The sequence below is a fragment of the Modestobacter sp. Leaf380 genome (genome assembly GCF_001424485.1).
GTDB lineage: Bacteria > Actinomycetota > Actinomycetes > Mycobacteriales > Geodermatophilaceae > Klenkia.
Genome location: NZ_LMQC01000023.1, coordinates 100,993 through 126,745, shown reverse-complemented (window position 1 = coordinate 126,745; position 25,753 = coordinate 100,993). Strand labels below are relative to the sequence as shown.

Annotated in this window: 21 protein-coding genes and 1 pseudogene; 14 read left to right on the top strand and 8 right to left on the bottom strand. The window is 69.3% G+C overall.

What is annotated here, in order from left to right; translation table 11 throughout:
* Positions 1 to 96 precede the first annotated feature (96 nt).
* From ASG41_RS23835 to ASG41_RS20965, 7 genes and pseudogenes are all read right to left on the bottom strand, one after another.
* Positions 97 to 864: a hypothetical protein gene (locus ASG41_RS23835; protein WP_157519607.1), complete on the bottom strand. Its 768-nt coding sequence runs from the start codon at positions 862 to 864 to the stop codon at positions 97 to 99.
* Positions 861 to 2,138: a hypothetical protein gene (locus ASG41_RS23830; protein WP_157519605.1), complete on the bottom strand. Its 1,278-nt coding sequence runs from the start codon at positions 2,136 to 2,138 to the stop codon at positions 861 to 863. The genes ASG41_RS23835 and ASG41_RS23830 overlap by 4 nt, the downstream gene beginning before the upstream one ends.
* Positions 2,138 to 3,424: a hypothetical protein gene (locus tag ASG41_RS24375; RefSeq protein ID WP_200939166.1), complete on the bottom strand. Its 1,287-nt coding sequence runs from the start codon at positions 3,422 to 3,424 to the stop codon at positions 2,138 to 2,140. Before ASG41_RS24375 ends, ASG41_RS23830 begins: the two co-directional genes overlap by 1 nt.
* A gap of 837 nt (positions 3,425 to 4,261) precedes the next feature.
* Positions 4,262 to 5,353, bottom strand: coding sequence for an XRE family transcriptional regulator (locus ASG41_RS20975; RefSeq protein WP_082557201.1), 1,092 nt, complete (start codon positions 5,351 to 5,353; stop codon positions 4,262 to 4,264).
* Positions 5,350 to 5,991 carry a hypothetical protein gene (locus tag ASG41_RS20970; protein WP_157519603.1) on the bottom strand — a complete coding sequence of 214 codons (642 nt, stop codon included), beginning with the start codon at positions 5,989 to 5,991 and terminating at the stop codon, positions 5,350 to 5,352. The genes ASG41_RS20975 and ASG41_RS20970 overlap by 4 nt, the downstream gene beginning before the upstream one ends.
* 58 nt (positions 5,992 to 6,049) lie before the next feature.
* Positions 6,050 to 6,505: pseudogene (locus ASG41_RS25560) on the bottom strand (DUF6308 family protein); the annotation flags it as partial.
* Between the two features lie 327 nt (positions 6,506 to 6,832).
* Positions 6,833 to 7,090, bottom strand: a complete 258-nt coding sequence (locus tag ASG41_RS20965; protein WP_056300113.1) for a hypothetical protein — start codon at positions 7,088 to 7,090, stop codon at positions 6,833 to 6,835.
* A 383-nt stretch (positions 7,091 to 7,473) separates the two neighbouring features.
* On the opposite strand from ASG41_RS20965, the gene ASG41_RS20960 reads away from it, so the two are divergent.
* The 14 genes from ASG41_RS20960 (at position 7,474) to ASG41_RS20895 (ending at position 20,440) form a co-directional block, all read left to right on the top strand.
* Positions 7,474 to 8,040, top strand: coding sequence for a hypothetical protein (locus ASG41_RS20960; RefSeq protein WP_235564971.1), 567 nt, complete (start codon positions 7,474 to 7,476; stop codon positions 8,038 to 8,040).
* A 287-nt stretch (positions 8,041 to 8,327) separates the two neighbouring features.
* Positions 8,328 to 8,957 carry a hypothetical protein gene (locus ASG41_RS20955; RefSeq protein ID WP_157519601.1) on the top strand — a complete coding sequence of 210 codons (630 nt, stop codon included), beginning with the start codon at positions 8,328 to 8,330 and terminating at the stop codon, positions 8,955 to 8,957.
* On the top strand, positions 8,954 to 9,244 hold the full coding sequence (locus tag ASG41_RS20950; protein WP_056300100.1) for a hypothetical protein: 291 nt from the start codon (positions 8,954 to 8,956) through the stop codon (positions 9,242 to 9,244). The genes ASG41_RS20955 and ASG41_RS20950 overlap by 4 nt, the downstream gene beginning before the upstream one ends.
* Positions 9,245 to 9,300: 56 nt before the next feature.
* Positions 9,301 to 10,080 (top strand): hypothetical protein, encoded by a 780-nt coding sequence (locus ASG41_RS20945; RefSeq protein ID WP_235564970.1) that lies wholly within the window; start codon positions 9,301 to 9,303, stop codon positions 10,078 to 10,080.
* On the top strand, positions 10,073 to 11,503 hold the full coding sequence (locus ASG41_RS20940; protein WP_056300094.1) for a type IV secretion system protein: 1,431 nt from the start codon (positions 10,073 to 10,075) through the stop codon (positions 11,501 to 11,503). Before ASG41_RS20945 ends, ASG41_RS20940 begins: the two co-directional genes overlap by 8 nt.
* Positions 11,500 to 13,005, top strand: a complete 1,506-nt coding sequence (locus ASG41_RS20935) for an SCO6880 family protein (RefSeq protein WP_056300280.1) — start codon at positions 11,500 to 11,502, stop codon at positions 13,003 to 13,005. The genes ASG41_RS20940 and ASG41_RS20935 overlap by 4 nt, the downstream gene beginning before the upstream one ends.
* Before the next feature lie 47 nt (positions 13,006 to 13,052).
* Positions 13,053 to 14,561 carry an ATP-binding protein gene (locus ASG41_RS20930; protein WP_369800068.1) on the top strand — a complete coding sequence of 503 codons (1,509 nt, stop codon included), beginning with the start codon at positions 13,053 to 13,055 and terminating at the stop codon, positions 14,559 to 14,561.
* Positions 14,562 to 14,563: 2 nt separating this feature from the next.
* On the top strand, positions 14,564 to 15,676 hold the full coding sequence (locus ASG41_RS20925; protein WP_235564969.1) for a C40 family peptidase: 1,113 nt from the start codon (positions 14,564 to 14,566) through the stop codon (positions 15,674 to 15,676).
* Positions 15,673 to 16,155 carry a hypothetical protein gene (locus tag ASG41_RS20920; RefSeq protein ID WP_056300086.1) on the top strand — a complete coding sequence of 161 codons (483 nt, stop codon included), beginning with the start codon at positions 15,673 to 15,675 and terminating at the stop codon, positions 16,153 to 16,155. The genes ASG41_RS20925 and ASG41_RS20920 overlap by 4 nt, the downstream gene beginning before the upstream one ends.
* A gap of 284 nt (positions 16,156 to 16,439) precedes the next feature.
* Positions 16,440 to 16,595, top strand: coding sequence for a hypothetical protein (locus tag ASG41_RS24975; RefSeq protein ID WP_235564968.1), 156 nt, complete (start codon positions 16,440 to 16,442; stop codon positions 16,593 to 16,595).
* Positions 16,595 to 17,872, top strand: coding sequence for a hypothetical protein (locus ASG41_RS20910; RefSeq protein ID WP_056300078.1), 1,278 nt, complete (start codon positions 16,595 to 16,597; stop codon positions 17,870 to 17,872). The genes ASG41_RS24975 and ASG41_RS20910 overlap by 1 nt, the downstream gene beginning before the upstream one ends.
* Before the next feature lie 350 nt (positions 17,873 to 18,222).
* The gene (locus ASG41_RS20905; RefSeq protein ID WP_235564967.1) at positions 18,223 to 19,389 is read left to right on the top strand and encodes a type IV secretory system conjugative DNA transfer family protein; all 1,167 of its coding nucleotides are present in this window, start codon (positions 18,223 to 18,225) and stop codon (positions 19,387 to 19,389) included.
* Complete coding sequence (locus ASG41_RS20900; protein ID WP_235564966.1) at positions 19,383 to 19,868, top strand: hypothetical protein; 486 nt, start codon at positions 19,383 to 19,385, stop codon at positions 19,866 to 19,868. The genes ASG41_RS20905 and ASG41_RS20900 overlap by 7 nt, the downstream gene beginning before the upstream one ends.
* Positions 19,869 to 19,936: 68 nt before the next feature.
* On the top strand, positions 19,937 to 20,440 hold the full coding sequence (locus tag ASG41_RS20895; RefSeq protein ID WP_200939165.1) for a hypothetical protein: 504 nt from the start codon (positions 19,937 to 19,939) through the stop codon (positions 20,438 to 20,440).
* 38 nt (positions 20,441 to 20,478) lie between these two features.
* Here ASG41_RS20895 and mobF read toward each other — a convergent pair whose 3' ends face one another.
* Positions 20,479 to 25,704 carry a MobF family relaxase gene (mobF, locus tag ASG41_RS20890; protein ID WP_200939164.1) on the bottom strand — a complete coding sequence of 1,742 codons (5,226 nt, stop codon included), beginning with the start codon at positions 25,702 to 25,704 and terminating at the stop codon, positions 20,479 to 20,481.
* Positions 25,705 to 25,753: the final 49 nt, after the last annotated feature.

Below are 25,753 nucleotides of genomic sequence, written 5' to 3'. Positions count from 1 at the left end.
TCATTAAGGGCCAGGAAGCCCGCGCTCGTCTACCAACGGTGGCCGGTCTGATCTTGGCCGCAGGAGATAGCGAGGCTGGTGGATTTCTGCCTCCAGTTAGTAGGTAGACATACGCTCCAGAGCAACCAGTCGTTCCTTCGCCTTCATCAGTTCTGCGTAAGCGAAGTTCACGCGCACTGAGTTTCGGGAATCCGCTCGCTCAAACTCACGCTGAAGAGCCTCGACACGCCTGCGCGCATCCTCGAGCTCAGATTCTTTATCAAGTGCTCCACCGCTTCGGCGGCCGACTTGCTCATCGCTCGCGACGATGATTGTTGCCTTTCCCTCATCTAATCGGACATCTACAGCATCCGGCGGTAGACCAGCGCGAGCGCGTGTGGCCCCGAGCGAGGCCGCTACCTTCAGGAGGCGCTCGAGGTTAGCAATATCGAGAGTTGACTTCGACACCGTCGCATCGCCTTTAAATGGACCGCTGGCACCCGACAGTGCAGCCCTTATCGTTGCCTCAAGATCATCGGTGGCCGCAGCCACGTCTCGCAGTTCAAGCTCAACCCCACCAGGCCCCTTCATGGTTCTTATCCGTGGGATGAGCTCAGATATTCGCGCGCGGAAGTAGAATGCAATGCTCAGCACCGTTGCCGGCCAGGCAATCGAACGAATGAGTTCCGCCGCCGCCGAAACAGCCGCCGAACCGAGGGCACCGCTGGCCACCAGGAATACAAAACCGCCTAGTGTCGCTGCCAGCGCCGCGAGAATCACCCACCGGGTATCAATCGGCGCCCCTTCCTTCGTGCCTTCGCTTTCAGTGGGCGGTGCATTACGTTTGTTCATTGACTGTCCAATCGACTTCAAAGGGTCGCTCACTGAGAGTTCGGCTCGCGGCGATCAGGCGCGATATCCGTCACTCGAGGATGCGTCAGCAACGCAATGTCCTTGACTCCGTTTACGACTTGGTCACCCGCTACAGATCGAAGACACCGAACAGCCACTAGCAGGAGTCCACGGTGCTCGACCGTAAAGAGATGAGCAAAGGCAGGCTCCATCCATGCTGGCCCACCCACCAAGGCCTCGAAACACGCCAGCTCGACGGATTGCAGCAGCGACCTCGAAACCGCAGGGTTAGCACGCAGGCGCTCAACAAAGTCTAGGTAGTCCTCGAGGTACCCAGGCACTGTTGCCACAGCGTCGCGTAAGGACGGCACAGCTACTGCCAGAGGCTCGGCGCCAGCATCAACATAAGCTCGATGTGTTCGCGTGACTACGTGATTGACCACAGCGTCTGCCCGCTCCAACAGAGCCATCAAGTAGTCATCGTCAGGGTCGCCCGTAGTGAGCGCGCGTTGCAGCCGGGTCCGCAAAGCTCGCATCCCAAGATCATCCAGACTGCCTGCATCCCGGATGGCGGCGGCTACCAGTGCCATCAGCGCATGCGATGCAAGGACCGTGGCAGCCGGTTCGGGCAGCACACCCTGCTTCTCGAATGCTGTTCCAAGTGCCTCAACAGCGGCGAGAGAAGCGTGCGAACTGGCCAGAAGCGCCTCGTTACGCAAGAACGTTGCCAATGCCGACGGGACTTCCGAAAGCCCCTTCAGTTGAGTATCTGTCCGACCTTCGGCGTGAGCACAAGCGGCACCGTCCAAATGGGCAAAGCGCTCTGGTACCCAGCGATGCGCTAGCTCGCGCTGACTTAATGTGGCTTCGTCCAGGATTGAGATATTAAGCCGCCTCGCAAGAGCGCGGCCCCGCGTGCTTATGGTGGGTCGCACAAAGACCACTCTGTCGAGATTCATCAACTGCCGGAACCCAGCCAGCCACACAAGGGTCTGAGGCTCACCACGCTGACCCGGCGCACTTTTGCACTCCAGAGAAGAAAGCGATAAGCGCAGCCGGGCGTCGACGTCGATCGATAGAATGTCTATATCGGAGAGGACATCCCTTCCGGGTTCTCCCCCTTCGGCCGTTACAGGCACACGAAGGCGACTCAAGGCTCCTTCTGCGAACTCTATTCGGCCGACGCGGCGCTCCAAGACTCCACCGACCGTCTCAGCTGGCTTAGTCCCTTTCGCAGGACGAGCTCGGTTTCGAGATCTTTCAGGCACTGCCGTATCGAACAACGCCTGCGGCTCCTGGTCGGCCATTACCTGTCACCCATCGTTCTCTGGACAGACACGTCGCGGAGTGCGGCGATCAGACGCGCCTGCTCTACTTCATCACTGTCTGCAGTCATGGCCAGACGCGCTCGGTCACGCTCGACGTGAATGTAACTGCGTTGGGCCCGGAAGGCCGCGGCGTCGGCGTCCGAGTCGACTGAGGAGGTGCCGCGACTCTCTATCAGTGACAGTGCATCTTCGGCAATCTCCGCCTGCATCAGCTCCAGTCGGAATCGGTTGCTCCTAGACCCTGGAACGACACGCACGATGCCTGCCTTCTCAAGCATTGGATAGTCAGTTCCAATTGAGGAAACATCACCAGCTACCCCATTCACGAGCAGCCGTCTCAGAAATGCCTCGGGAGAATGAAGTCTGTACTCCGCGAACGTTGCAGCGTAAATCATGCTACCCACCAGTTGCCGGACCTGTCCCGACGCATCTCCAGCCGTCCCTCCAAACGGGTCTCGCGCAAGATGGGGCGTGAATAGGAAACCCTGCTCATGGCCATCTGACGTCTGAATGACAGATCGTTGCACAAGACCCTGCGAGATTGCGAAGTGAACCCATTTCGTTTCAGTCGACTGCACGTGAGACTCAGGAAGCCCCGGCTGCTGAGCCACTTCTTGCATGAGGCCGGTTATCTCTGCAGTAGCCCGAGCGTCGGCTGCCCTCAGGGCGGCCTCGGCGACCGAGTCGCCTTGCACCCAGACGTTCGGGTTGTAAACCACGTCCCGCCCGTCCGCTGCGACCACACGCCGCGTGAGGCCGGTTGCGGTAAGCAGTCGGAGCGCCGTCTCAGCGTCTTCCTGCCCCGTGTCGTCACGAGCAAGGGCACCCACCTCGAGCGCATCTTCGACAAGAAGCGGCTGGATGCTGGTTGCCCGAAGGAGTGCCAACGCGGAGTACTCATGCAGCTCCGTACCCACGGTCGCTAGAAGTGGGCCAGCTGCCATCACAAGATCGCCCGGCGAGGGCACGGCTTCGGTGACCGAAACGGGCTTCCGTTCTGCATCCCGGAGCACACTTACCCACCCCATGGTCTCTAGCGCCGCGATCACTTCGCGTAAAGAACGTTGCGATAGACCGACATCCAGGCCGATAGCCGAGACCCTTGCTGCGGGGTTGGTGGTGCTGCCGCGAAGCCGAAAAGCTACGTCAAGAACCCATCCAGCGAATTCGAGGTTGCCGAGCGCCGCCCGCTCGGGGCCTTGAGTGTAGGCCGCCAAGTGGCGAGATAGCCCGAGCACGAGTTCTGCGTCGGTCAGGATAGTCATGCGCCCCCCGCGAGTCAGGTCGCCCCGCACCCAGCGAGCGACAGCAAGAGGATACGGAACGTGACAACCTTTACCGCTCGCTTAGGGATCTCGGGCGCGCCGGTCCCCTTGGTTGCAGCAAGAACGGACCTCAACCCAAGTAAGCGCCGGGGCTCTGAATCGTTGGCCTAGCGCGGGCGGCTCGCCGACCTTCAAGCACCAGAATGCTGGCAGCACGACCCCGTTTACCTGCCGGGTCACCGCGTTAGAGTCGGAGTCTCGTTAGCCCGACAGCTCGCTCACTAATTTGTCGATATGCTATATCATGAATGACTGATGATATCTTAGGTGCTTGTGCCTGTGGTGTGAAGCGCGGCTGGCGGTCCCTAGGCCGCGTGCGAACGGCTTGAGGGAATTTGGTATTCATCGTGCTCTGCCAGATTGACTAAGTCCCGGGTGTCAAAGTTATAAGCATTGAACCCGCGATTGCTGCCCGGGGATTCCCGCGGGGCTGACGGCGGAGACCCACCGCTGGCACGTAGGCGGGCCGGCGGAACTTTGTCGTTGGACGGACCCGTGTCCCGGATGGCCCTTCCGGTGACTTGCCGCGTGAGTGTTGTGAACGCTAGGGGGGCGACTGCCTAAGACCCCCGTGGCGGCCGGGGGCCATGTCCGATACGGGACCCTCGGACTAGCAGGCGGGCGCCCTGTTCCCTGAGCTGTGAGGGCATGTGCTCCTGGGGGAACTTGGACCCTCGTCCTACGCTCACCTGTTAAGTGACGTGACCCGCCGGGCCTCCATAGAGCGGTCGGTCTGCTGTCCGGTGCCTCTCGCGCCGGCCACCGGGTCAGCCAGGCCTAGACCACGCGCAAGTTCGGTCGGGGCCGGGTCGAGGGCTGCTGCCCACCGTCGACTGCTGTTAGTGCCAGGCCGAACATGAGCTCGCGGAGGGTGTCAGGGAGGACGTGCATGTCTCGTGCGACGTCAGCCAGGGTGACCTTGCGCTGCCGCAACGCAGCGAACGACTGTTCTAGGAGGCGCGAGGTCTCCCGAGGGGCCCCGTTGATCTCCCCGCTGCGATACCCCATCTGAGACAGACGCCTACAGGTGGATGCGTAGAGCCAGTCGGAGGTCGCACCGAGTTCGTGCAGCCGATAGGCGAGAGCAATGGCAGCCACGCCCCAGCGTCGCTTGGCGATCAGGACCTGCTCGACGCCTGCGTTCCTAAGCCCGCGCGACAGGACGTCGTCGGCGGGCATTAGAAACTCGGCCGCGAAGCGGTTGGCATCTCGTTCCTTATCGCGCCCGACGGGCTGGTCGTAGTCACCGTGCATGACCAGATGGCCGAGCTCGTGAGCCGCGTCGAACCGGCCACGCTCTGCGCTCTTGCGGGTGTTAAGAACCACGTAGGGCGCGCCCTCCCACCAGAAGCTGAAGGCATCGACGTCGGCCAACCGCTCAGGCAGTGAGAAGACGCGAACGCCACGGCCTTCAAGTAGGTGCACCACGTTCTTAAGCGGCGCATACCCCAGCCCCCATTCGGCGCGAAGTCGACGGGCCGCTCCGACGGGATCGTCGGCGCCACGCTCGTACGTGGGCACAGATGCCGCCGGCAGGCGCAGCCGCGCCTCCAGCCAGCGGTTCACCTCGATCGCCAGAGCTCCGCTGGTGAGGGCCGCGCGTTCTTGTCCGGCGCGCAGCTTGCTGACGGCCCGAAAGCTGGGGGCCCCGGCCGGCAGCGCCTCCAGTTCGTCGGCGTACAGGAATGCGCTGGGAACTCCCAGTTCCCTCGCGAGCACGTCGACGGTCGAGGACGGCGGCACGTGCTTGCCGGCCTCGTAACCTGCGAGGCTGCGTTCCGATATTCCCGCATCGCGCGAGAGTTGGACGCGGCTGATCCCGACTCGGTCACGGGCCAAGCGAAGGCGGCTGGGGTTGAAGCCGGTCAAGCCTTCCACGAGATGCCGAGGTCGTCGCCCTGGTCGTCGTCGCGCTCGTCCTCGTCGAGCTGGGCGAAGCCGCCGCCGAGCGGGGTCGCGGGCAGCAGGAGACGCTCCGTCCAGGTGTTGATGTGGCCGGCCTGGTCGATGCTCGCGGGACGAGACAGCTCCCCTCGAACTTCACCGTCCACGACGGCAAGCAGCAGGACCCACGTGTTAAACACCGATGTGTCATCGGCGGCTTCTACAGCGCCCAGGTCGAAGGCCGCCAGCTGATTGACGCTGATCTTGCGGCGGGTCTCGCTGCCTGTCGTGTGCTTAGTCCGGGGCGCCCGAGGGCCGTTGCAGCCGGTGAACTCGTCACCGGACCGGACGATGACCGAGACGCGCCGTTCGTTGTTGAAGGTGCGAGGCTGCCCGCCCGCCTCATCGAAGTCCCATCCCGGGTCGCCAACCGTCTCGCGGCGAAACTGGGCGGTGGCTTCCCCGTACATGTACCCACCGGGCGACGACTTAGGGTGCATCTCGGTGGTGCTGTTGCGGCCGCTTGCGGCCGCCTGGGTCACCCGACTCATGTGGTCGACGGAGATCCCGAGCAGCTGATGCACTCGAGACCGGACTTCCTGTTCGTCAGCACGAACCAGCACGGGCGTCCCCTGTCGTCCTGCACGGCCACTGGCGGACCGCGTTGCAGGAAACGGTACCTCACCTTAGGTCGCGAATCCTGCAACAACTTCGATCTGGCACCAGGGCAGCCCACGGGCTTGCCTCCGCCTGGCCAGCCGCAGATGTCGCCAGTGCACTGACCGCTTCGCAACGGCACGACGGGGCTACCCCACGATGCCGAGCTGGTCGAGGGCAGTACGACCTAAGGACCCTGCCATGCGGCTTCTCCTGGGCAGCGCGAGCAAGGGTGTACTGGACGGTTGCGCATCCAGAGAACAACGGGCAGGACCCCAGAGGGGTCTCATGGCCTGGCACGCGGGCGCGCCCCGCCGCGTCAACGAAGGCCGCGGGTAGGGCGCTGTCTTCTGCCGTTGTGAGGTTTTGCAACCACCTTCGAACACCCTGCGGGCAACCCAGGACGCACTGAACGACGCTGTCGTAGACCGGGATGAGCTCTGGTCGCTTGCGCGCGAGGAGCGCATCGGTTCGAGCTGACCCGAGGGTCTTGGAACCAGTCGGTGTTCGCCGAAGGCACTGCGCCTACGACGGCCCAGCCTTGGCTGGTCTCGTTGAAGATGCAGATCTACTTTGACCGGCGCCGACCTCGAGGTCACCGAAGGCCACGACGAGAGCAGACGATCCGGCAAGGACCAGCTCGTCCCCATCTGCGCGGTGATCGTTTCACCAGATCCGCTCCAGCGTGGACTGCACCCGGCCGAGTCCTTCCTGAGCCCGCACTTGTCGAGTTCGGCGAGCGACGTCACATGCTCGTCCAGCCGGTCGGGTTCGCCGAGGAGTTCGAGGACGGCATCGACGGTCGAGTCAGCCACGCTCGACGAGCTCCACGGCCAGGACGTACTTGCGCGGGTCTCGGTTGTCCTGGTGCCGGCCGTTCCGGGGACAGAAGCACCGGTGGCCGGTCATCGTCCAACGGACGATGTGCCGGGGCTCGTTCGTCCCCACACTGGCCAGTTCGCCGTCGAGGCGGACGGCGCCCTCCTCCATCAGGACGCGCGCAGCGTGCAGCCGAGGGTGCAACGTCTCCAGCGCGGTGGCGTCGAGGGCAGCTCGCGGTGGCATTGCCCCCCCGGGCCTCGAACCCAACATCCCAGAAACAACACCAGACCAAGACCAGCAACGACAGACCTCATGCGCGACGGAGCGACGAATTCTCTCGGGGGGCATGTCGATACGTCACCCCGGAGGGCTAACGGACAGGTGAACGTCTCTGCGGAGGGTCGAAGGCATCACACCGATGCCGGAGGCCACCACAGATGTTCAACGACCCCACGATCGTCGGCAGTTGGCCGGAGCTCGCCACCCGACTTGACGACGGCGCTGTCCTGGCGCGGTGGGCGAGAGCGGAACCCGCCCTCGCCGGACTGCGTTCCGCGGCCGAGCTCCACGAGGCGTGCTCGGAGGCAAGTCCGCACGAGCACAGTGACGCCGTCCTCGGTGCCCTCGTGCGTCTCGCCGCCGTCGACGGCGGCCACGACGACGACGCACTCGCCCTGGTCCTGCACCTGCTCAGCGGCATCGTCTGGACCACCGTCCGGCAGCTGAGCGACCTGACCCCAGACATCGTCGCCGTGGTGGTCGGTGAGCTCACCTGTCAGATCCGCCGCTACCCGTGGAAGCGCCGTCCCCGCTCGATCGCAGCGAACCTGCGCGCGGACACCCGGCGGGCGGTGCTCGCCGAGCTGCGACCACGGAACCGGCGTCACCCCGAGCGGGGTGAGTTCGTGACGGCTGACGGAGACGTCACCCGCCTGATGCGGGTTGAGCCCGAGGACACCGACGACCTCGATCTGCGTGACCTGCTGCAGTGGGCCCTCCGGTCGGGCCTGGACCCCGCGGAGCTCGGGCTGCTGATCGCGACCGAGCACGAGCGCGACGTGCGGACGGTGGGCGGGGACTCTCGCGTCGCTGCGGCCTACGGCATCTCCACCAGGACGCTCTACCGGCGGCGGAGCCGCACGCTGGCCGCCCTGAGGGTCGCGGCCGCCGACTACCTGGCGGCCGTCGCGTGACCGGCCTCCTCATGACCACCGACCGATCTGAGATGCCGGCAGGACGGGGCGCCGGTGACCCCGCCCCCCGTCCGCTGGCCGTCGCCGAAGTCCAGCAGGCACTGCGGGACCTCCGGGCCCGCCCCGCAAGCAAGGCCGGGCGAGCTGGGGGTGACACCGCCGTTGACACGCCTCGACAGAGGGGTGACAGAGGCCCGATGCCTCCACCAAACCGGGGTGACATCGCAGCTCCGGCCGGTGTCAGGCTCGTCGTGATCGCGGCGCACGGTGGCGCGGGAGCGACCACCGTGGCTCTGGCCATCAGCGACGCCCTGGCCTCCACCGGCCGCCCTGTCCACCTCATCGACACCGCGGCCCCCGGCCGCTCAGGCCTGATCTCGGCAGCGTCCGCCGAACTGGGGCTGGACGAGGCGGGTGAGTGGCGACGCGGCACCCGGAATGGCGTCACCCTCGACCGTCGGTCGACTGACGCGCCACCGCGGAGCTGGCCGTCCCCGCCGCCGGGTCCGCCGGGGGTGACAGTCCTCGACCTAGGGCTGGGGCAGGCCGCCGAGGCCCCTTCCGGCGAGCCGGTCGTCGTGGTCTGTCGGCCCACTGTCCCCGCAGGTCGTCTGCTCGAGCGGCAACTCCGCGAGCTGGGAGAGCGGTCGGTGGTCGTGGCCGCCATCGGCCGGGGGCGATGGCCCGGTGAGGTCGTGGCCAGTCTCGGGCCGATGACGGCGGCTTTGCGGTCGACCGGACGCATCGTCCAGGTCCCGCTGAACGACCGGCTGATGGTCACCGGGCTGGATGACCGGCCCCTGCCCAAAGCGGTCTGCGATGCAGGCCTGGCCCTGTTCGAGCTGCTGGCCTACGAGACCCGTGTTGCTGCTCCGGCCCGCCACCGCGCACCGACGTCAGGGAGGTCGGCTCGATGATCGACCAGTTCGCCGACGCCGTCCTCGCGGCCGGGGTGTGTCCGGCTGCACCTCCTGGGATGCAGGTGTACGCAGACCAGATCCAGTCCTGGGTCAAGTGGGGCGTGCTCGCCGTCCTCGGCATCTGCTTCTTCGCCAGCGTCGGGATGCTCATCTGGGGGCGGGTGACCCATCACCCACGGGGCGCCCGGCTCGGGATGGACGGGATCTTGATCTGCGTCGTCGGCGCGATCCTCTACGTCGTCGGGTACGTCATCGTGCAGTCGATCGTCGGGGACGGCTGCTGATGGCCGGCCACCGAGGTCGCCGGTCTCCACGCAGCCCGCGGTGGACCCGGCGCAGGATGCTGACCCTGCTCGTGACGGTCGGGCTCGTCTTCGTGCTCCTCGTCGGGGTCGCCGTCGTCGCAGTCGTGCACACGGTTCTCCCGACGCAGACGGGGACAGAGACCACGTCGACCCCGGAGAGCTCCGGGACCGCAGCGACCGCGTCGCCCAGCCAGTCGCTGGAGCAGGCCCAGGACATGCTGGCCGCTCGGCCCATGCCGGCCGTGCCGGAATCAGCGGCTCGTCCTGGACCGGTCTCCACCCGGGACCCGGGCCCGAGCATCGTGCTGCCTGCAGCCACCCACGCCGGGCCTGCCGGGGTGCCCACCGGCTTTCCACAGACCCCGGAGGGCGCGCTCGCCCAGCTCGCCGCCATCGACCAGGCCGCTGTGCAGTCCGCGTCCCTCGACGGGGCCCGCGAGGTGATCAGCGCCTGGGCGGCACCCGGTGGTCCGACGACCAGCAGCTGGTCGGTCGTCGCAGCGGTGGGCCGTCTCCTAGAGGCTGCCGGTCTCTCGGGGGGTGGCTCCGCGCAGCTGGCAGTCGTGCTGACTCCGCTGATGGGCCTCATCAAGGGCGTTGTCGGCTCGGACTTCGTCGTCCCGTGCATCGACTTCGAGCTCGACGTGACCCTCGAGCAGACCGCACGCGGCGCGGCCGCCGACTGCCAACGGATGGTCTGGCGGAACGACCGCTGGCTCATCGGCCCGGGCGACGAACCCGCGGTGCCACCCTCGGTGTGGCCGGGCACCGACCTCGCGATCTCCGTCGGCTACCGGGACCTGCGTCGTGGCTGACGACATCGTGGCTATCGACCTCAACCCGATGAACTGGCTCGGCGACCTCGCGTCGGCCGCGATCGCCGATGTGTGGACTGCGGCGATGGTCAGCATCTGGTCGGCGGGCCTCTGGCTGCTCACCCTGTCGTTCCAGGTGATCGACGCGTTCACCACTCCCGACGTCTCGGCCGCCGGCCCGATGGGCGCGGTGCTGCCGACGACGCTGTGGGTCGGAGCGACGGTCGCGGTGACCATGATGTTCGTCCAACTGACCGTGGCGCTCATCCGACGCGATGGCCAGTCGATGGGCCGCGTGCTCCTCGGGGTCGCCCAGTTCGGACTGGTCTGGGTGGGTTACCTCGGCGTCGCCGGGGGGCTCGTCACCGCCGCGGCAGAGCTGGCACGCGGGATCCTCCGGGCGATGCTCGACGTCGACACCCTCGCGGCCATCGACCCGAGCAGTTCGTGGCCCCGTGAGGTGGTCGACGCCACGGCAGCAACCGTGCTCGGCCTCTCCTCGCTGCTCCTCGTGATCCCGGCAGCCTTCTTCTACCTGATCATCGCGCTGGTCCGGGAGGCCGCGCTGATCATCCTGATCGCCACGGCACCCATCTCCGCCGCCGGCTTGCTCAGCGACAGCACCAAGGCGTGGTTCTGGAAGAGCCTCCGCTGGTTCTTCGCCAGCCTGCTGATCACGCCCACCGCGGCACTCATGCTCGGTGTCGGAGTGAGCCTCTCTGCCGGTGTGATCGCAGGGAACGGTGACTCGACCGCACAGGCCGCGGGGACTGCAGTCGTCGGCACCGTGCTGGTGGCCATCGGGGCGGTCTGTCCGCTGGTGCTCTTCAAGCTGCTCGCCTTCGTCGACCCCGGGACCGCATCGGGGTCAGCGCTCCGACAGTCCTGGAGTGATGCCGGGGGTGCGTCCGGGCTCCTCTCCGGTGGTCAAGGGGCGGGCAACGGGGCCGCGACGCAGAGTGCCGGCGACGGGCGCTCACAGGGGGAGACCGCGGCCGAGGCGCAGTCGTCGAGTCGGCTGGGCTCCATGCTGCAGACGGCGGGTACGACGGCGGGTGCCGGCGTGGGCGCGGCGGCTGCGGTCGCCCACCGGGCCGTCGACATCGCTTCCGACGTGCTCGGATCCAGCGGCATCGGTCACCCCGGTCACTCGATGCGGTCATCGGGCCAGGCCGGGAGCGGACCGTCGTCCGGGTCTGGGCAAGGCGGCTCGTCGCACACCGGTTCCGGTTCGAGTCCGGGCGGGGACGACGGGGCGTCCGGTGGTCCGGCGTCCGGCGGGGGGCCCGGGGTGACGCCGCTCGTCCCCACGCCACCAGGAGTGGGCGTGGGCACCTCGCCCGGGGGACTGGCCGGGTGGGCGGCGACCGGGCCGACCGGTGCGGCTGTCACCCCCGAGACCGCGGCGGCGGTGGCTCTGTGACCGGGCCGGTGCGGTACGGAGCCTGGTCCAAGGACCGGCAGGGCTGGTTCGGGGGCCTGAGCGGCTGGGCGTGGATCGGGATCGGTGCGGCCGGTATGCCCATGCTGCTGGCTGCCGGTGCCCAACGGTGGCTGCTCGCTCTCGGGTGGGCACCCGTCTGGGCAGTCCTCGTCGTCCTCGTTGCCGTCCCGTTGCGGGGGCGGACCCCGCTGCGCTGGGGCTGCGACGCCGTCGTCCGGGCGGTCGGTGCAGCCCTGGGCTGGTCCGACTGGCAGTCGCGGGTCGCCGCGGGGACATCACGAGACCTCGACGAGGCAGACCTCCCCGGCGTGCTGTCAGGCGTCAGGACCCATGACGGCCCACCGTTCGGTCCGCTGCTGACCCGACCGGCCGTCGTCGCCGACCACCGAGGGCGCACCTGGGCGGTGGTCGCCCGGATCACCCATCCCGGGATCGGGCTGGCCGAGGCCACAACCAGGTCACGCATGGGCACAGGCCTGGCCGAACTGCTCGAGGGCGCAGCCACGACGGAGTTGGTGTCCGCCGTCGCCCTGCAGGTCCGGACCCTGCCCGACGACGGCGCAGAGCGCACCGCATGGCAGCGCGCCCACCTGCGCAACGAGGCCCCACCTCTCGCGCGGGCCATCAACGCGGAGCTTGCTGCCGTCATGACCGCAGCCGGGGTGCGGCACGAGGCCTTCGTGACGGTGGTCGTGCCCGAACGCCGTATCGCCAGGCAGGCACGAGAAGCCGGGGGAGGGGTGGACGGTCGTGCCCGCGTCCTGCAAGGCGTGATGGGGGAGCTGGAGGCTCGACTCATCGGGCCGGTGGGCTGCACCAGCGTGACGTGGCTCGACTCCGCTGGCCTCGCGTCTGCCATCCGGACCGGTTTCGCGCCCGGTGACCGGGGGCCGCTGGCGGACGCAGCCCTCGACCCGGGGGTCACAGGGCTGCCGATGGCCGCCGCGGGGCCGACCCTGGCACCCGCAGCGGAACGGCGGCACTACGCCCACGATGCCTGGCACTCCGCCACGTGCACCGTCCTGCTTCCTGACAAGGGCGCAGTCATGGGTGCCCTGGCACCTGTCCTGATGCCGACGGCCGCAGGGGAGCGGCGGTGCGCCACGGTGTTCTTCGAACCGATCAGCCACACGAAGGCCGATCGCATGGTCGGCAACGAGTCCATGAGCTCCGAGTTGGCCACTGAGATGCGGCGGCGCGGTGGGTTCCGCTCCAGGGCAACACACCGACGTGACGCCGCCCGCGTCGAGGGCCAGGACGTCCGCCTGGCGCAGGGCAACGCACTGGTCCGCGTCGCCCTCGCCGTCTCGGTGACCGTTCCCGGCACGTGGTCGATCACGGAGTACGGCCGACGTCTGGAGTCGAGCGTCACGGGGAGCGGGTTCCGCCCGCTGCGCCTCGACCTGGCCCAGGACGCAGCCTTTGCCGCGGCCTGCATCCCGCTGGGCATCGGGTTGCCCCGACGCCGGGGCCTGCGATGAGCCGCCTGCCCACCGGCCGACACCGGGGGAGGGGGATCACCCAGCTGGTGGCCGACTTCGGACACCAGCTCCCGCCGCTCACCCCTGAGCCACTCGGCGCCGTGGACGACGCGGTCCTCGGTGAGGCGATCGGCCGTCACGGCCGACGAGGCCGAGCCACCGGCTGGGCACCGGTGTCGGCACCCCTCGCCGTCTACCGGATGACCTCGGAGCAGGTGGGCGGGGTCTGGCCGCTCATCGCCGGAGACGGGCTGCCCCCAGGTGGGGCGCTGCTCGGGCTCGACCACCTGTCCGGAGGGGCCTTCTCGGCCGACCCCATCGGTTGGACGCTGAACAACACCGCCGGCGTCACCAACCCGAACATGATCTTCTTCGGCGCACCGGGACGAGGGAAGTCCGGCACCGTCAAGATGTTCGCGCTGCGCCAGATGGCCTACGGCTACCGCACGTTGGTGCTCGGCGACGTCAAGGACGAGTACGACCCCCTGTGCCGGGCGCTGCAGGTGCAACCGCACGCCGTCGGCCACGGGTTGCCCGCCCGGATCAACCCGCTGGACTTCGGCCCGGTCGGGAACGACTGGAGCCGGCTGTCCCGGTCCGAGGCCCAGCGCCGGGCAGCCATGGTGTTCTCCCGGTGGCTGCTCCTCCTCCGTGGACTGGTCGGTTCTCAGCACGTGCCGTTCGGGCCGACGGCTGAGACAGCCGTCGGCCGGGTGCTCCGTGATCTGACCGGCTACACCGACGGCGCCGACCGGATGCGCGAGATCACCATCCCCCAGCTGTGGGAGGCGCTGCGAGCTCCCGGTGAGGAGCTCGTCGATGCCTGCCGGTACGCCGACCGGCAGCAGTTCCTCGACGACACGCGACCGGTACGGGACGCCCTCGGCGCACTCGTCACTGGTCACCTGGCTGGGCTCTTCGACGCGCCCACCACGGTCTCAGTGGACTGGCGTGCCCCGATCCAGTCGCTCTCGCTGTCCCGACTGGACCCACTCGGCGATGAAGCCGTCGGGGTGGCACTGACGTGCCTGAACTCCTGGGGGCGCGCCATGACCCAGCTGGCAGAACCCGGAGACCTGCGGATCGTCATCCGCGACGAGTGCTGGAAGCAGATGCGGCTGGGCACCGACGCGGTCAAGTCCTTGGACGCCGACCTCCGACTCTCCCGCAAGGACGGGTGCGTCCAGGTGGTCATCGCACACAAGCCCTCCGACATGCTCACGGTCGGCGACAGCGGAAGCCAGGCCGTGGCCATCGCCAAGGACCTGCTGCACCTCTGCGCGACGAAGGTGTTGCTCGGCCAGGACGACCAGATCGGCGACGAGCTCTCCGGGCTGCTGGGACTCAGCGCGATGGCGGAACACATCGTCACCGACTGGGCCGCGGCCGATCGCGGGCGCGCGCTCTGGTTGGTGGGGAACCACGTGGCGAAGGTGCAGACCGTCCGCACGTCCCTGGACGTCGCCTTGACGGAGACGAACGACGCCATCACTGCTCCGCCGCCCCCTGCGGACGGTGTGGGCGAACCCGGGCTCGCACCCCCCGGGGGGTGGTGACCGTGTCCGGGCCCAACCAGGGAGCGACGGCGGCGGCCGTCGTCGTCTTGCCGATCGTGTCGATGGTGGTGGCCGTGATCGTCGTCGTGACCGGTGGCGGTGCGGCCTCATCCCCGGCCAGCACCGGAGGCTGCGGATCGGGCGGGACAGCCCAGACAGTCGCTGACATCGACCTGGACGCCGAGCAGATGGGGCACGCCCAGACCATCGTCTCCGTCGTCGCCACGAGGCAGCTGCCTGCTCACGCTGCGGTCATCGCGCTGGCGACCGCCTACACCGAGTCCCGTCTCATCAACTCCGCCGTCCAGACCGACCACGACTCGGAGGGGCTGTTCCAGCAGCGGGTGTCGATCTACACCGAGGCCGTTGCCATCGACCCCGTCCGGTCCACCGGAGCCTTCCTCGACAGGCTCGTCGGGGTCGCGGACTGGCAGACCATCCCTGTGGGCGTGGCGGCCCAGACCGTGCAGATCAGCGCCTACCCGGATCGCTACCAGCCCAACGCCGCGCTCGCTGCTGAGCTCGTCGGTCAGGTCTGGCCGACCGCGGTGGCCGAGGGGGTTTCGTCGCCGCCGGCTCCCGGTGGGGAAGCGGCAGTAGCGATCTGCCCGGGTGCCGGCGGGGCCGTACCCGCGGGCGAGATCGTCGGGCCGCGAGGGAACAACGTCGCCGGGACGACGACCATCCCGGACGGGTTCGTCATCAACGGGTCGGCGCAGGGCATCGTGGCCGTGCAGTACGCCCTGGCCCAACTCGGCAAGCCCTACGTCTGGGCAGCAGCCGGCCCCGACTCGTTCGACTGCTCGGGCCTGACGATGGCCGCCTGGGCCGCCGCCGGGGTGGCTCTGCCCCACTTGGCGGCCGGACAGACACGGAACGGCGAACCCAGCCCGACCAATCTGACGCAGGCGGTCGCTGGGGACCTCGTCATGATCCCGGGGTCCGGCGGCACCGCGGCAGCACCGGGGCACGTCGGCATGGTCGCCGGCTACGTCGACGCAGCAGACGGCCGTCACCTCTACCTGATCCAGGCACCGATGACCGGGATCCCGGTCCAGCTCACCGAGGCCACCCGGTGGGACGGGCAGATCGTCGCGGTCAGGCACATCGCATGAGTTCCCCCAACCGACGAAGCCGCGAACCGCAATCGATCAACCAAGGCTGGGAGCTGGCCGTAGCCGCGGTCGGCGGCGTCGTGATCGCTGTGGTCCTCACGGCCCTGACGGGGGTCGGGGTCGGGGCCGCGCTCTGGGGAGGCGGTTGGGTGTGGCCGCTCGGCACCGACTCGGTCATGAGCGTCGTCTCGGGTCTGCTGCACGGTGACCTGCGACAGGGGTTCACCCACGCGCAGGCTCGCCGGCTGGCGGGTCCTGTGCCCACGTACGTGGCGGTGGCCGTCGCGGAGGTCGTCCTCGCCGTGGTCGCCGGTGCCGGTTTGGTGGTGGTCCGGCGGCACATCCTGCCGAGTGACTCCCGCGGGGGGATGGCCACGCGCTCCGAGGCAGCGAATGCCCTGGGCATCCGACAGCTGCGTTCTGCTCGCTCCGTCATCCGCCCCGATTGCTACGGCACGGGATCGCAGGGACCGCCGTGACACCGGCCGTCCACAGCCGGGTGACCACACCGCGCCCCGTCCACAGATCCACAGGACAAGCGCTCGCCGACGGCCTCTCCGAAGGACCGTCTATCGACCCACACCCCGATCCCTCCAGGAGACCTGCGATGACGCTCATTGACGACGACGGCCGAGCAGACCAGTCCGCGGTCGCCCGGGAGCACGCTGCAGCGCTGTTCGCGGCTGCGGCACGAAGCGACCGGGCCGGGTCGGCCACACAGTTGCACTGTCTTGCGGCGTGGTCGGCGCTCGACGTGCCCAGCATGCTGGTTCCCGGCCTGACCGACGGAGCCGAGCCCGACGAGCTCATCACGCAGGCCCTGCGGATCCTCGGTGAGCTGGATGCCGCCGAGTTCGCGGAACCCGAGGTGCTGGCCGCCGCTCGGCACGGACGCCGCGCCCTGCGCGGACCGCGCTGATGGCGACCTCGCTCGGGCAGTTGCTCGACAGCCTCGTCGCGACGGCTGAGGCCGTCGCCCCGACGCCGGGGACCCGGGCCGACGCGGCCCTTGCACTCGGGCAGCTGGGCAGGGCCCTGCAGCAACTGCGCCAGGACGGCGTGTCGAAGGCCATCGGTGCCCAGCAGGAACGCCAGGTCGGCGCGCTCGGTCTGGCGTGTACAGAGGTGTCCCGTCGCGCACCGGCGAACGAGGGCACCATGGGAACGCTCGCGGCCGCCGCAGCCGACACGCTCGCAGCCCTCTACGACCACAGCACCGTCAGCGCCAGATGGGCCATGGCCACCGCAGTCACTGACGCCGTCACCCCGGTGGCACGGCTGGTGGGAGGTGGGCTGCCTGCTGGACCCACGTCGCAGTGGCTGGACGAGGTGTACCGGCAGTCGGTGCTGGTCCAGCAGACAGCCGCGTTGAACCCGCCGTCCCGGGCCGGCGCCGCCATCCTCGACCGGCCGCTCCCCGGGCCAACTGTCCCGGGGAGTACGGACCCTCGGGACGTCGTCCCCGAGACCGTTGCGGTCCTCCTGCGTGCCACCGGCAGCTCGCGGAACACACCCTCGGTGGCCGAGGTCCTCGCTTACACGCTGGCGGCTGAGACGCTCAGCAGTGCCGTCCAACGGCTGGACGGCACTGCGGCGCCAGAGGGGGGCCAGCTCGCTGCCCCCGGGTGGCGCGCCGTCCGCTCGGCGCTGAGGCCGTACGACGACGGCACCCGGCGTCCACATCCGCACGCCCCTCCGGCCGTCGATGCTGCGTTGCGCCTTCACGGCGCGCTCAGCCATCCAGACGCCGAGTCATCGCCCGGGCTGCACGGGGTCCTGGCCGCTGCAGCGCAGCACCTGCCGACCCTTGCCTCGCAGTTGCTCTACCGGACGGTGCGGTCGTGGGCGGACTCCGGGACCCTGCTCGCCTATGCCCGAGACCTGCCGCCCCGGGACGACCGAGTGGCCGCGTTCCTGCGTGGCTACCAGCCCAGCGGCCTCGTCCGCGTCAATGCTGTCGACCTCCAGCCGGTGGCCGGCGCCATCCACAACGCTCGTCTCCTCTCGTTGGACGTGGCAGCACGGGTGGCCCCGGCCGACATGGACGCCGACTTCCCGCGTCGCTCGCTGGCCGCCAACCAGGCCTCCCTGGGCCGACCGGACGCCGCGTCGGCTCTACAGGCGGCACGGATCGAGGCTGGGCGGCAGCTCCTGCTCGGTCGAGACTCTCAGCCCGGTCGGACGTGGGGACGCTGATGAGCACCTGGGGCCGCCGGGCCCGGTTCGAGCCCACCGATGTCGGCTGGCGGCTGGGGCGCTCGACGACTCCGAGGGGCGTCGAGCTCTGGTGTCGGTTCGACCGGACCGCTGGGGTGTACGGGGAGCAGGGCTCTGGCAAGACGTTGGACCTGCTGGCGCCGGCCCTGCTGGCACACCGTGGCGCCGCCCTCGCGACCTTGACGAAGGTGGACGACCTGCTGCTGACCGCAGGCCGGCGCCAGAGGCCCAACAGGCCCGGTGAGGCTCCCCGTCCCATCGCGGTGCTTGATCCGTTCGGGTCGGCGCCCGGGGTCCCGGAGCTGGTGTGGGATCCCGTGGCGGGGTGCGTGGACCCCCACGTCGCCGAGCGGCGGGCCAAGGCGTTCTCGGCGGGAACGGTCTCCGGATCGGTGTCCGGTGGTCGGCAGGACAACGCGGCACGCTTCTACGCGGCGGAGACGGCGAAGGTCCTCCAGGGGTTCCTGCATGCTGCCGCGCTGACCGGTCGGACCCTTGACCACGTCCTCGAATGGGTCGCCAACCCCGTCGCCGCCGAGCAGCCGGCTGAGATCCTGCAGCGGCACCCACACGCGGCGCGCTTCTGGGACGGGTTGCTGTCCGGCGCGCTGCGGGGCAGCCCGGACACCGTCGGCAACACCGTGACGACCGTGCAGCAGGCGATGGCTCTGTTCTTCCAACCGGAGATCCGAGCGCGCTGCGTGCCGACAGTCGGTCGCCCCACTACCGACCTCACGGACCTCATCTCCCGGCACGGGACCGTGTACCTGCTCGGGCGCGAGGACCCCTACGCGTCAGCGGCGCCGCTGATGACCGCTGTCGCCGAGCACGTCCTGGACACGGCGCTCCACCTGGCGAACACCTCGCCGCACGGACGACTGACCCCGTCGTTCCTGGCCTGCCTCGACGAATTGCCTTCCACGACGCCGCTGCCCACCCTGCGTGTCCGGATGGCCAACGAGCGTGCCCTGGGGCTCTCCTTCATCTACGCCGCCCAGACCTGGAAGCAGATGGTCGTCTCGTACGGGGAGGACGAAGCGCGCTCGATCTTCGGTCTGACGAACACGCTGGTGGTCTTCGGCGGTGGGAAGGACGTGCACTTCTACCGGGAGCTGTCCGAGCTGCTGGACGACGTCCGGATCGCTCGGCGGACCGTCACCGACGGCCCCGGGGGCGTCGGGACCTCCCGGTCGGGGGAGGACGTCAGAGTGCTGCGTCCGGGGGACATCCGGCTGGTCCCGGAGCGGCACGCCCTGGTCATCGCCGGGACGACGCCCCCGATCCTCGCCCGGCTGCGTCGCTGTCTGGACGGCAGGGACGGTGGAGAGCTCATGGCCGAGCAGGAGTCCGCCCGGTCGGAGGTTTCGCGGGCTCGGGGGAAGGCTCCCGACGCCGATGCGCGCACGAGGCGCGCGGTCACCTACGCCCACGAGCACTGGTTGACCGCTCGTCCGCTCGAGGGCGACCCCGCGGGACAGGACGACGCCCCGTGGTGAACCTCCTGCCCTTCCCACCCCCACCAATGCTCGTGCAGGGTTCTCTCGAGCTCCTCTGGGACATCAGCCGGCGGGACCCCCGCCACCCAGCGACCGCTGACGCGCTGGCCGGTCTGGAACGACCATGGGAGCCCGCTGCCTGCACGAGCGAGCTCGGTGCCGCCGTCTGGTCGTGGTGCGACGACGTCATCGCGTGGGTCAACCACGAGTTCGCCTGGCGACCGGCACACATGGTTCCGGCCTGCTGGAGGCAGCACCCGCACATCGCTCGTGAGGTCCCGGTCCTCGCCGTGCTCCGGTGGCAGGCAGAGATCGCTCCCGGCCCCGAGTTGGTCGAGGAGTGGCACAGGTACGCGCTGCCCACCTTCTCGGATCGGATGGCCGACCGGCTCGGAGAGAGCACGTGTCGCACGGGGCGACACCAGGACTGGCCTGCGCAGAGCCGGTACGCCAGCTTCGTCGAGGACCTCGCGCGGTGACGACGAACGCTGCCGTTCGCGTCACGAACCTCCAACCATCCAGTTCCCGATGACGAGAAGAGGCAGACGTGCACTCCGAGCCACTGGCCAGCGACTTCGAACTGGCCGATGTGGAGGCCGCCCTCATGCGGTCGGCCGCCGGGGACAACGCCGCTGAGGCCTCAGTGCTGCTCCTCTTGCATGCGGGCCACTGGTTGTCAGAGCTGGTCGCGGCTGGCCTCATCGCCGTCGACTACGACGACGTCCCGGTTACCTCGTCGTCAGACCGTCCTCTCAGGGTCGGTTGGGCTGCAGTCACCTGGATCGACGTGGACGCCGCCGTCCTCGCTGGTCGCATCGTGGGAAGCGGAGGCCAGCTGAGGATCCTGCGTGCTGCTGCGTCCCTGGCCTCAGGGCATCTCGTCGACCTCGATGACCTTCCCTCGGGTCTGGATCGACGGCACCTCCACCTGCTGGTCGCAGCGATCGCCCACGCGGGCGGGAGTCATCAGCACCGCCAGGAGCCGGACGCCAGTCTGGAGTTCGGGGGCCACGGGGCGCCCACGCTCGGAGCCTGGCCGCCGCGAGGCTGAGGTCAGGTCGCGGCCGCCGGGCGCCGCCAGAACGGCGATCACCGTCCGTGGCCGCCACCGGCGGTCGACCGCGCAGCCCGCCGGGTCAGGGTGGCCGCCCTGTCGAGTTCTTCCTGTCGGCCCTTAGTGCTCGGCCGGAGGACGGGGGCCGGCGTCACGGGGCGGGTTACCCGGTGACCTGATCCTGCGGCTATCGAGGTGGGTCCTGTCCCCCCGCGGGCCACCGTGCTTCCTGGAGTCCGCTGATCGGCCGCAGCCAAGACCTCGCTGAGGGCGATGTCGGGGGCGATCCCCGTCCGGGCAACCACGTGGGTCAGATGCTCGGCCCAGGTCGTCCTGACGGTGCTCGCGATGACCTCCGCAGCTCGGCGCGTTGCGTGAACGCGCCCCTCGACTGTGTCGAGGCGATCGACGAGGACATCGATGCGAGCCTCGATCATGGTCGCTGCCAGGCTGGGGGCGTCGCTCAGCGCATCGCGGAGCGCGCTCGGGCCTTGCGTCCGAAGTAGGTCGGCCGGGTCCATCCCGCACGGCAACACGAGGCGTCGTGGGTCGCCGCCGGAGTCGGCGAGCTGCCAGTAGATCCGTTCGGCTGCCAGGTGGCCCGCGCGGTCGTCGTCCGTGCCGACCACGATGTCCTGCCCGCCTGCGCCGACCACCGCGTTGAGACGCGCCGCCTGGGTGGCGGTGAACGCCGTGCCCATCGGGGCTACGCCGACGAACCGGCCCGCACCGGCGAGGTTGACCGCGAGGGCGTCCATCGGGCCCTCGACCAGGACCGCCGTCGCCCCGCGGCGGAGTTGCGTCGACCCCTCGATCAGGCCGAAGAGCTCATGCCCCTTGGTGAAGAGCTCGGTGTCCGCGGTGTTCAGGTACTTGGGCGCGGTATGGCTGCCACCGTCGTCGGCCGGGTTGCGGCGGCCTATCCAGCCGTGGATGCCGTCATCGCCCTGGATCGCAAAGACCAAGCGATCGCGGAAGCGATCGATGAGCTGGCCGGTGGAGGCACGGCTCGCCAGCCCGGCGGCCAGGAGTTCGTCGTCGCTGGCGCCGGCGGTCCGCAGGTGCACTACCAGACGGTTCCAACCGCCCGGGGCGTGCCCGACGATGAAGCGTGCGTCGTCGACGAGGTCGGTGCCGAGTCGGTCCGCGAGGTATGACCTGGCCCAGGAACACGGGTAGGCGGCGGCGAAGTAGTCGGCGGCGAGTCGGTTGAGCTCCAGCAGCCGAACCCGATCTGCTGGGAGCCGCCCATGCGTGCCGGGCTCGGCCGGGGTTGGTCCCGCCACGGGGCCGGCTGGCTCGGGTCGGGGTGCGGCGTCACCGGGCGCGGTCGGACTCGGCGGTATTTCGTCATCACCGGCGCTGGCTGATGAGGGCGAGGCTGGGGCGGTTGCTCCATCCGCGGCCAGCGCGGCGGGTGAGAGGTGATCGGCCAGGCGCCACCAGAGCGCAGCTGCAGGCTGTTCATCCGGAAGCGGTCGAGCGCAGGCAGACCGGACGAGGGAGGTGACATCGATGCCAGCGCCCTCGGCGGTGGACATCCGCTCGCACAGGAGCGGCCAATAGGGGTCGTCGCACAGCCGTGGTTCCAGGCCGTCGGCCATCGACCTCCACCGCTCGGTGGCGGTTCCGGGTCGACCGAGCAAGCGGGATCGGCGGTCGTCGAGGTCGCGCTGCGAAGCGGCCTCGGCGGCCAACGGCAGCGGTGGACCCGTGGGTCGCCGTTCGTCGTCCGGGATGCCGTGCGCGGCCCGCCAGACGGCTGTGTCCGCGAGCAGCGAGGCATCGTGGTCGACCAGAGGCTGGGCCCATGCCGGAGCGTCGGCCGCCGTCCAGGCAGCAGCCTCGTCGCTGACCCTGACGGCAAGCCGGGAGACCTCCTGGGAGCGTCCAGTGAGGTAGTGGCCCCACTCGGCGTCGTGGCGCAGCGCATCAGGAAGAGCGGGAAGCCAGGGGAGAGGGCCAGCGTGAGGCGACCGGTCCCCGGAGGGGCCGAGCCGCCAGTCCAGGACCGCGGCGATGTCCCGGGCATCACCCAGGCCACGGGGATCGTCGATGGCCCGCCGGAGGAGCTCCACGGGATCCACGCCACTGACGGCGCTTAGGGCCAGGTGGCCTCGCAGTGTGGGGTAGCTGTCCTCGTCGGTCAGCCCGTGTACGTCCTGCTCGGCCGCCTCGTCGATCTTGGAGAGCAGTTCCGGTCCGACGACGTGCTGGGCCGCTGTGGCGAGCGCGTGCTGGTACTGCCCGACAGCCACGTGGAGGCAGGTCGCTGGATCGTCCTGCGCTCGCCGCAGGCCGGTGGCAGAGGTGGGTGCGTCGTCTCGAGCAAGGACCCGACGGAGGACGTCGACGGCGGTCGGAGGGAGCAGAGCATCCCGGGTCACGAGGCTGTGCGGATCACCGTCGCCGATGGTGCTCAGGAAGACGTGGTTCTCGTGGCGACCGCGGGTCATCGCGACGTACAGCAGCTGGCGTGACTCGGCGCCGGTGGCGATGGCGTGGCAACGGTCGGCGGTGATGCCCTGTGCCCCGTGCACGGTGGTGGCGTAGCCGAGGGTGACGTGGGCTTGCACGTATCCCGCGGGCAGGGTGACGTGCTTCCCGGTGCGCCGGTGGACGACGTCGAGGTCACCGCCGGCCCGCACCCCCGTGACGGTCCATCGGTCACCGTTCTTCACCCAGTCACCCTGGCCGGCGGCGAGCAACCGGTCGTTGCGGCGGGTGATCACGACATCGCCGGCGGAGGCGCGGCTGGAGTCGGGGAGGTCCACCTCGAGACCGGAGGATCCCTGCCTCGCGATCCGCTCCGTGCGTGCTTTGGTGTTCAGTTCGAGAACCAGCTGGCGAGTGGGTGCGAGCAGGACGGCATCGTGGCCTGCGGTGAGGTCCGTCGCCCAGGCGGCGAAGGCGCCGTCGACCACCGTGGATCCTTCTCCGACGTGCAGCCGGCCGTTGTCGACGTAGAACGCCAGGGCTGCTGGGTCTCCGTCACGGAGCGCGAGAGAGGCAGCTCCTTCGGCCTGGTTGGGAGCCCCGGTGACCGGATCGATGAAGCGGACCACCTGGGTGAGCCGCGCGGCACCCTGGGTGTGGGCGAGTTCGCGCAGCAGCCCACCTGCGCCGATCGGCCCCAATTGATGGTCGTCGCCGATCAGGCGGATCGAGCCTCCAGCACCGACCACGAAGTCGACCAGGCGCGCGAGGTCGCGGGTGGGGGCCATGGCGGCCTCGTCGAGGACCACCAGCGTGGAGGGGCCGATCGACTCGACCCAGGCCGGGACGTCGACGCCGGTGGTGACCGCGTGGACGAGCTTGGCCAGGGTGTCGGTCTGCGAGCCCAGGTGCTCTCGCAGCACCGCGCTGGCGCTGGCGGAGGGCGCGAGGCCGACGACGCTGCCACCACCCGCCGTCCACGCTGCTGCCAACATGCTCAACGCCGTCGTCTTGCCGGTCCCGGCCGGGGCCAGAGCGAGTTGGACCCGTGCTCCGGAGGTCGCCAGCTCACGGACCAGCTGTTGCTGTCCCGTGTTGAGGACGGTGCCGTCCGCGGCTGCCGTCGAGACTGCCGCCATGACGGCTGCAGCCGGGGTGACGCGTCCGTCGCGGCGTTCGGCAGCTAGGAGCACGGTCGCCTCGTCGGCCAGCATGCGACGGGACGTGTACGCCTCGGCTCCGGCGACGTCGAAGACAGACGATCCATCGGTGCGCCGTAGAGAGCCGGGCACGGACTCCCTTGCCCCGTCTTGCAGGCGCAAGGACCGCTGGGGTGACAGCGCTGCAGCGACGACGGCCTCCCCTGCTCGGTCGAGCTCAGCGAGCGGGATCCCCGCGGCGCGGAGCTGACGTTCGGTCTCTGCGCGCACGTGCGGCTCTTGCCAGGTCGACCGGTTGCCCTCCATGACGGAGACCACCAGGTCGGCCGTCGCTGCGACCCAGGCGCCGGTGGGGCGCCCGGGACCCGGCCCTGGCGGCGCATGGAGGGCTGAAGCGACGTAGGCCCGGATCTCGTCGTCACTCCCGAGCACGGTCCTGGCCTCCGCCCGCCACGCGGTCCTCTGTTCCGCGTGAGAACGGGGCTCGTGCTTCGCCGATCGGGTCTCTAGGTTGGCCTGCTGGGCCAGTCCGACGGACTCCTTGGCCGACGGCGGTCGCCCGTGGTCGGCTTGGAACTGGGCGGCAAGGACCGCCCTCCGGGCGTCGATGTCCGATCGCCGAGACGACCAGAAGCGGGGGAGCGGGCCGTCCACCCCGACGATCTCGCGCACCGGGCGCTTGCCGGGATCGATGGCCGGTCGGTCGGCGAAGCGCACGCGGAGGCGGTCGGTGAGCAGGGCTTCGACGCGCGTGTTGTAGCGCTCGGACGCGGCGACGTTGTTCTTGTAGACCGCGCGCCCATCGAGCGCCAACCACCTGTCATCCAGGGTCTGGACCTTGTTGCTGATCGCTACATGGGTGTGCAGGTCGGGGTCCCCGGCCCGGGAGTCGCGGTGGGTGAAGGACGCGGCGATGAGCCCCCGGACGTCGACCTGCGCGACCCCGCCGCGACCGGTTCGGGTGTAGGTCGCGTGGGACTCCAACCAGGAGACGGCGTCTTCGACGGCGTCCTGGTGTGCCCGCTCGATCACCGCCGCGACGTCGTGCGGTGCGATCGCCCAGAGCGTCGAGACGCTCTTGACTGGGCTGAAGGTGAGGTCGTAGCCGGCGACGGCGGTGGTCGGCTGCCGAGAGATGCGTGCCAGGTGACCGGACAGCTCACGGGCGTCGAGGGCGGGGCGACCGAACCTCTCCTCGAACATCGCCCCGGCCACCTCGGTGTGGATCCGGGCGCGCTCGTCGTCTGAGACCGGCGAGGCGGCAGGCAGACCGAGCGCTTGGTTGAGCTCGCGGAACTCGACGGCACAGCGCTCCCGGAAGTCGTTCGACGCCCCGAAGACACCGAAGGGCCTGCCGAGACGGCTCGCCCGGTCGATCTCCTGTGCATCTCGTCCACCGGCTCGAGCCGCCTGCTCGATCTGAGCGGCGTTCGGATGACGGCCATGACCGAACAGCGCGACCATCTGCGCCTCGGTGACCGCATCGCCGACCGGGAAGTCCGATCTGCCGGCGAGGCCCCGGCCCATCCAGCGCCCCGGCGCTTCGCCCTTCTCGCTGTAGTACGCGCCCAAGCCGCCGGCCGGCTGATCGGTGGCGTCGTGAGCAGCCACTTGGCGGGTCAGGTAGGTGTACCCGGACCCCGCCGTCAGCTTGTGCACCGTCATCACAGCTGCACAGGCGGCACCCCTCCTGCAGGCGTGTCACCCGGAGTGC

Excerpts from the sequence above, each read along its gene's own strand:
- ASG41_RS23830 (WP_157519605.1), bottom strand. The coding sequence starts at position 2,138 with ATGGCCGACCAGGAGCCGCAGGCGTTGTTCGATACGGCAGTGCCTGAA.
- ASG41_RS24375 (WP_200939166.1), bottom strand. The coding sequence starts at position 3,424 with ATGACTATCCTGACCGACGCAGAACTCGTGCTCGGGCTATCTCGCCAC.
- ASG41_RS20965 (WP_056300113.1), bottom strand. The coding sequence starts at position 7,090 with ATGCCACCGCGAGCTGCCCTCGACGCCACCGCGCTGGAGACGTTGCAC.
- ASG41_RS20950 (WP_056300100.1), top strand. The coding sequence starts at position 8,954 with ATGATCGACCAGTTCGCCGACGCCGTCCTCGCGGCCGGGGTGTGTCCG.
- ASG41_RS20945 (WP_235564970.1), top strand. The coding sequence starts at position 9,301 with ATGCTGACCCTGCTCGTGACGGTCGGGCTCGTCTTCGTGCTCCTCGTC.
- ASG41_RS20920 (WP_056300086.1), top strand. The coding sequence starts at position 15,673 with ATGAGTTCCCCCAACCGACGAAGCCGCGAACCGCAATCGATCAACCAA.
- ASG41_RS24975 (WP_235564968.1), top strand. The coding sequence starts at position 16,440 with ATGCTGGTTCCCGGCCTGACCGACGGAGCCGAGCCCGACGAGCTCATC.
- ASG41_RS20910 (WP_056300078.1), top strand. The coding sequence starts at position 16,595 with ATGGCGACCTCGCTCGGGCAGTTGCTCGACAGCCTCGTCGCGACGGCT.
- mobF (WP_200939164.1), bottom strand. The coding sequence starts at position 25,704 with ATGACGGTGCACAAGCTGACGGCGGGGTCCGGGTACACCTACCTGACC.